Origin of the sequence: Indolivaga macrotermitis (genome assembly GCF_900128985.1) — a bacterium.
Classification (GTDB): domain Bacteria; phylum Bacteroidota; class Bacteroidia; order Bacteroidales; family Dysgonomonadaceae; genus Dysgonomonas_A; species Dysgonomonas_A macrotermitis.
Map to the genome: position 1 here is coordinate 1 of NZ_FQUC01000034.1, position 6,016 is coordinate 6,016.

Annotated in this window: 7 protein-coding genes; 1 reads left to right on the forward strand and 6 read right to left on the reverse strand. The window is 39.2% G+C overall.

What is annotated here, in order from left to right; translation table 11 throughout:
- Window positions 1–323: 323 nt before the first annotated feature.
- The 6 genes from BUC12_RS19510 to BUC12_RS19535 all read right to left on the reverse strand — a co-directional run bounded on the left by BUC12_RS19510 (window position 324) and on the right by BUC12_RS19535 (window position 5,640).
- Window positions 324–1,118, reverse strand: a complete 795-nt coding sequence (locus tag BUC12_RS19510; RefSeq protein WP_062178801.1) for a hypothetical protein — start codon at window positions 1,116–1,118, stop codon at window positions 324–326.
- A 4-nt stretch (window positions 1,119–1,122) separates the two neighbouring features.
- Window positions 1,123–1,926 (reverse strand): hypothetical protein, encoded by an 804-nt coding sequence (locus BUC12_RS19515; protein ID WP_062178798.1) that lies wholly within the window; start codon window positions 1,924–1,926, stop codon window positions 1,123–1,125.
- Window positions 1,927–1,936: 10 nt separating this feature from the next.
- The gene (locus BUC12_RS19520; RefSeq protein ID WP_062178795.1) at window positions 1,937–2,761 is read right to left on the reverse strand and encodes a hypothetical protein; all 825 of its coding nucleotides are present in this window, start codon (window positions 2,759–2,761) and stop codon (window positions 1,937–1,939) included.
- Window positions 2,762–3,346: 585 nt separating this feature from the next.
- A complete protein-coding gene (locus BUC12_RS19525; protein ID WP_062178792.1) occupies window positions 3,347–4,129 on the reverse strand; it encodes a hypothetical protein in 783 nt (260 codons plus the stop codon).
- 13 nt (window positions 4,130–4,142) lie between these two features.
- Window positions 4,143–4,877, reverse strand: a complete 735-nt coding sequence (locus BUC12_RS19530; RefSeq protein WP_062178790.1) for a hypothetical protein — start codon at window positions 4,875–4,877, stop codon at window positions 4,143–4,145.
- Between the two features lie 10 nt (window positions 4,878–4,887).
- Window positions 4,888–5,640: a hypothetical protein gene (locus BUC12_RS19535; protein WP_139262133.1), complete on the reverse strand. Its 753-nt coding sequence runs from the start codon at window positions 5,638–5,640 to the stop codon at window positions 4,888–4,890.
- Window positions 5,641–5,732: 92 nt separating this feature from the next.
- On the opposite strand from BUC12_RS19535, the gene BUC12_RS20225 reads away from it, so the two are divergent.
- A complete protein-coding gene (locus tag BUC12_RS20225) occupies window positions 5,733–5,885 on the forward strand; it encodes a hypothetical protein (RefSeq protein WP_157257513.1) in 153 nt (50 codons plus the stop codon).
- Window positions 5,886–6,016 lie beyond the last annotated feature (131 nt).

Below are 6,016 nucleotides of genomic sequence, written 5' to 3' on the forward strand. Positions count from 1 at the left end.
GCATAAAAAAATGCTCCGTTATTTTGACACAATAGGAAAATTTGTATTTTAGAAAAATTCTGTTTAGTTAACGCAAGTGATGCGTCTCTCTCTCTCTCTCTCTCTCTCTCTCTCTCTCTCTCTCTCTAATATTCCAACACACAAAGCCAAATCTAAACTGTTAAAATTTAGACTATTCAAAAGATTTTTATGTGTGAAAATCTGAGCCATCAGCAGATTGTAATATGTTGTTTGCACGGCAAATATAAGGAATGTTTTGATTTTAGCAAAAAGTAACAAGCGATGGATACTATAAATAGTACTCACCGCTTATTGTTATATATTTATTGCATGTTGATCCTAAATGCATAGATATTCGAATACCCGTCATTTACTTCTCCTACATTCAATAAATTTAAACCAGACATTGAATTCTGGACAGCTCCTACATATAGAACATAAGTTTTGGCAGCTGTGGTTTTGTTATCAATTGCTATCCAACCATTGATTATGGTACGTTTTCCTACAAAAGCATTGTTTGAAAAGCGATTCTTTGAAATAGCATCGGTTGTTGCCGTAGTTGAATTATCTCCCATAGAAACCTGTACCCAACATCTATAGTTAGAGTCACTTACGGTGACGGTATTGGTGGTCATACTTATCATATAAAAAATAAGCCACTGGCCGGGATCAAGGGTGATTGTCATATTGGTTTTGCTCCATTGCGAAGTTCCGGTTAGTGTAGTAGCATGTGTTATTCCGGCACCTACAACACCGGCTTGGTACCCCGGAATGTAGTCTGACCATCTGGCCAACCCGTTGGCGTCTGACATCAGTACTTTGTTGGTAGCCTGATACCCGTCTTCTATCCTGACCTGAGGATTAGGGGTAGTTGCCGTTCCTCCTGTTACGATGTGTAGCTTTTTTTGAGGTGCTGTTGTGCCCAATCCTACATTTCCGTTCTGCCCAATTACTACATCATCGAGGTTCAGGTTACTTCCGGTCTGAGTATTGTTGCTTTTTGCGTCGATATGCACTAACGAGTTTGTAACCGGATTTTCAGTCATTATCCCTATCTGGGAATAACTGTTTGTAGTATATGCTATACTTATGAGAGTAAATAGTATTGCTTTTTTCATCCCTTTAATTATCTGCTATTTTTATTGCTATAATCCCGTTTTCTTCTTTGGTATTAGTAGCCAGACTATTTATCTGCACACCACTTGAGACTACATTTTGATTGGCGTATACGATTCCCAAATAATAGGTCTTATTACCGGAGGTGCTGTTGAGTATTACCGAGAATCCCTGAATCATACCATAAGGTTTTGCATAAACAGCACCCGAACTCCAAGGTGCACCTATGATGTCCTGCGACGAAGGCCCTCCATATGTATCTGAATATGTCAACCTTATCCAGGTACTGGTTGCATAAGTATCCGTGGTTCCGGCTCCTGAAGTAGACAACAGAAAATTTGAATAAACACACCAACGCCCGGGAGGTAATGTAATGGTCCCATCCAGCGGATATAAAGGATAGTAGCGTTCGCCCTCAGGTATAGACGTCTGAGGAACAACGGTCGAAACTAAATAAGTTCTTCCATTCGTACTTAATACTCCCTTTAGGGCAGGTAAGCCGATGAAATCCCATGTACCCACACCTTGGGCATCAGATACCAGCATCTTGAGATCACCTTCGTTTCCATCCTTTATTGATATAGACTTCGTTGCTGATGCAGTTTTTATATGCAGTTTGTGGGTGGGCGCAGAAGTACCTATTCCCACTTGCCCCAGATTATTGATAACTATATCATCGGATGTATCGCCTGTTATTCCTGCTTCAATATGTAATACACCTGCAGGTGTGTTGGTATTAATACCGACCTGCGCTATACACCAACCAATAAAAACATAATTTAGAACTAAATATGATAGAATTGTTTTCATACTGTTTTGTTTATAAGTCGGATGGTATTCGATAGGCTATTATGTTTATTTCCCCCCACGATCCACCGACGCGATTTAAAGAGCCTGTAACCGACACTCCGAAAGAAGAAGTTCCACCTGCCATATAATAATATGTTTTACTGGCATTTGATGTATTGTTTATAATCATCGAGCCGCATATGGTCATATACTGGTACGACCAGCAGATACCTGAGATTAACCCCATGCCTTCGATGTCGGGCGATTTAACACTGGCTAAGCTACCTCCACTGTTCCCGGCTGTAGAATCATCGGCTAATGTCGAACTTACCCATACCGGAGTTCTGGCTGCCAGAGTTCCGGTACCTGAAATGAGAGAAACTACATTCAGAGCCCATCTTCCGGGAGGTAGTACTATATACGAATTGGAATTGTAATAATTCACATCATTAAAAGTCAGGCTTGTAATACCTGCAGCTGATGTTACTAGTTGCGATGTGGATGCCGGAATAACATTTTGCCACGTTGCAAGTCCCGTGTTGCCTACAGAAAGCAGAATATTACCTTCGGCTTCATTTCCATCCTGCAACTGAAATCCGGGGACAGGCGAGGTTTGTGTTCCTGCTGTTTTTATTTCCAGTAAAACTTCGGGTGTAATTGTGCCTATTCCTACTTTTCCGTCGTTTGTAACTATTACATCTTCTTCGTCATTAACCGGTGCAGCTATACCGCCGGTGGTATTGCTATTAGGATCGACATGGAATATGCCTTGGGGGTTTTGCGTGTTTATACCTACCTGGGCATAACTTATTCCGAAGGAGAATATCCCCATCAGTAAAAGCATTTTCTTTTTCATTGTTATTTAATTGAGTTGTTGTTTTTAGAGTCGCAGACTCTTCTGTTGTTTTTATATAAAGTGATTGTTTTTCAGCACAGAATTTATTGATCATTTGAAAGTAAAGCAGCAAAGTGCATACACTGCACCCTGCTGCAATAGGCAGTTGGCCTAGGCATAATCTGTTATTCCGGGTAGTTTTCAAACGACAACAAAACAACAATGATTCTATCCGGTACAGCTTACCGAACCAACTTATTTGGAAATGGATATATACGACGAAGTAAACGAAGGCATAAAAAAATGCTCCGTTATTTTGACACAATAAGAAATTTTGTTTAGTTAACGCAAGTGATGCGTCTCTCTCTCTCTCTCTCTCTCTCTCTCTCTCTCTCTCTCTCTAATATTTCAGCACACAATAGCAAATCTAAATTGTTAAAATTCAGATCGTTATCGATGTTTTTATGTGTGAAAATCTGAGTCATTCAGAGATTGTAATAGGTTGTTTATACGGCAAATATAGGGAATGTTTTTTATTTGGCAAATTTCCGGCTTTTGACTAAAAAAGAGAAGACATTATTTATCTTCTCTTTTTCAACGGGTATTTTATCCACCGACATCAAGCCCCAGTAGAACAAGGCTTGTCCAAATGTGGTTGGGACTTGTATACGGGAATGCATCCAGAAATGGTATAGCTGCACTCGCGTTACTCCTTACATCATATACCTTAAACTGTATACTTAAAGTTACTGTAGTTGTGGTCTCTATATAAGTTGTGCAGGCAGATAATGCTCTTATATAATTTGTACTGAGAATTGTGCTTCCATTTTGCAGAAGACTGATTTCCGCATATTCGCTTACATTCTCTATATCGGCGGTCATAAAAATAAGGTAGCGCCCTTTGGGAATGGTTAGGCTGTTGCTGGTTGTAGTTACGGCTAGTTCGGATTTAAGGGTAGGTGTTCCTGACATAGTAAATATATTACTGGATGCGTTAATTGCAGGCCATGCTGTGTTTTCGAGTTTCCATTCTATAGTTTTGTACCTTAAAGCGATCAGATAATTTTTCCACAAAGCTTTTCCGCTTGCATCCGAAGCCAGTATATAATCGGTGAAATCAGTACCAGATCCATCAGATAGCCTGAACTTTCCTGTAATATCAAATTTGGCTTGTGGTGTTAATGTGCCCAATCCGATATTGCCATTGGTATCAATAACTATGTCATCCGAATAGTTTGTGCTTCCGCCAGTGTTTCCTTGGGGATCTATATGTAGTACTCCCTGTGGGTTATTGGTGTTTATGCCTATTTGCGCATAGGTAACAGGGATATGTAGTGTAATGAGTAAAAGCGGAATTATATGTATAAAGTATCTCGTAAATTGTACCATGAGTAAGGGTTTTTTAAATGTTTTCGAGTTGGATAATTGTAGTTGTGTAAGTATAGGTAACAGTAGTAGGAATTTGATTATTATACGTAAGCGACTGAATATCAATATAAGTGAAGTTGAGCTGAATTTGTGCTGGTGCAGCTAAATTAAAAACGAACGATGCTCCACCAAGTGAATTTACCGACATCAGCGATTGAAGTGTACTTCCATTGACAATTACATCTACTGTTCCGTATTCCGCTATATTCTGGTCTCCATTAGCTAAAAACAGATACCTCCCTGCAGGTAAAGTGAGCACTCCTTCAAGTTGGCTGCAACCATTGATTTCGTTTCTGAGCAAAGTTGATGTCGCTAGTAAGGGGTCATATATAGGGAAAGAGCCGAAACTACCGATATAATTACTACCTGATAGTTCCCATATTACATATTTATTGACTGATAAACTTTGCCACGAACCTATTCCGTCAGAATCACTTACTAATATATAATCTTCTTTTTGTGTTCCGTCGTTTATCCGGAATGTTCCGTTAACTGATAAGTTTGATACAGGATTGATTGTTCCCACACCCAGATAACCATCTGGTGAAACAACAATATCGTCAGACTGATTAGTGCTTCCCAATGTGTTTCTCAGAGGGTCTATATGTACAATGCTTCCCGATAAAGGAGAATCGGTATTGATACCTATTTGGGCATTGGCTGTCAGTGCAAAAAACACAACCAGCATAGTTAAGTATAAATCCTTCATTATTTGCGTGTTATTGTATTTGAATTATTCTTATTTCAATATTATAGCCTACATTATAAAATGGAGGGATGTCGAAAAAGCTTATCACTTTAGCCGGATCGGTTTCAACTACATATTTTTTTGCAACGGCGGTCATCCATATTTCTTCTGTTGATGTTACTAAGAGAGATACTGACTGTCCGACTAATTTCCCCCAATATATGTTCGACATAAAATAATCATTGGTAGATGATCTCATTGCCATAATTTGTCCGTACTCATTCACTCCCGTAAAATCAAAATCGACAATAACAAGGTATAAGCCCGGTACTATCTGTATTTTACCATCGGGGGTTGCCGTCAGTCCTAACTCATTATTTGTAAAAGTGAAAGGAGCTTGACAGGGTAAAATTGTGGTGTTCATAGTTAAGAATGTGCCAGAAGCCTTACAAATTGACATACGGTTAACTTTTGTGACGGAATTTTCTTTCCATGTACCTATCCCGATATTGTCCGATGTCAGGATGTACTTATCCGCCTCACCCGAATTAGTAATACTCAGGCTGCCATTTACATCTACTTTAGCTTTCGGGGTGAGCGTTCCGATGCCTAGATTGCCGTTAGAATCTACAAGTATATCATCTGAGATATTGGAACTTCCGCTGGTATTACTTTTTGTATCTATGTGGAATATCCCTTGTGGATTTTGAGTGTTGATTCCTACCTGTGCATAACTTATTCCGAAGGAGAATATCCCCATCAGCAAAAGAATCTTTTTTTTCATTGTCATTTAATTGAGTTGTTGTTTTTAGGGTTGGATACCCATTTGTTGTTTTTATGTAGAGTGATTGTTTTAGCAGCAAATAAAGCAGCAAAGTGCATACACTGCACCCTGCTGCAATAGGCAGTCGGCTTATTGGTAAATGGTTGTCCGGAGTAGTTTTCGAACGACAACAAAACAACAATGATTCTATCCGGTACAGCTTACCGAACCAACTTATTTGGAATTGGATATATACGACGAAGTAAACGAAGGCATAAAAAAATGCTCCGTTATTTTGACACAATAGGAAAATTTGTATTTTAGAAAAATTCTGTTTAGTTAACGCAAGTGATGCGTCTCTCTCTCTCTCTCTCTCTCTCTCTCTCTCTCTCTCTCT

What these genes read in the sequence shown, in the direction of transcription:
- BUC12_RS19525 (WP_062178792.1), bottom strand. Translation starts at nt 4,129, where the DNA reads ATGGTACAATTTACGAGATACTTTATACATATAATTCCGCTTTTACTC.
- BUC12_RS19515 (WP_062178798.1), bottom strand. Translation starts at nt 1,926, where the DNA reads ATGAAAACAATTCTATCATATTTAGTTCTAAATTATGTTTTTATTGGT.
- BUC12_RS19535 (WP_139262133.1), bottom strand. Translation starts at nt 5,640, where the DNA reads ATGAAAAAAAAGATTCTTTTGCTGATGGGGATATTCTCCTTCGGAATA.
- BUC12_RS19510 (WP_062178801.1), bottom strand. Translation starts at nt 1,118, where the DNA reads ATGAAAAAAGCAATACTATTTACTCTCATAAGTATAGCATATACTACA.
- BUC12_RS19530 (WP_062178790.1), bottom strand. Translation starts at nt 4,877, where the DNA reads ATGAAGGATTTATACTTAACTATGCTGGTTGTGTTTTTTGCACTGACA.
- BUC12_RS19520 (WP_062178795.1), bottom strand. Translation starts at nt 2,761, where the DNA reads ATGAAAAAGAAAATGCTTTTACTGATGGGGATATTCTCCTTCGGAATA.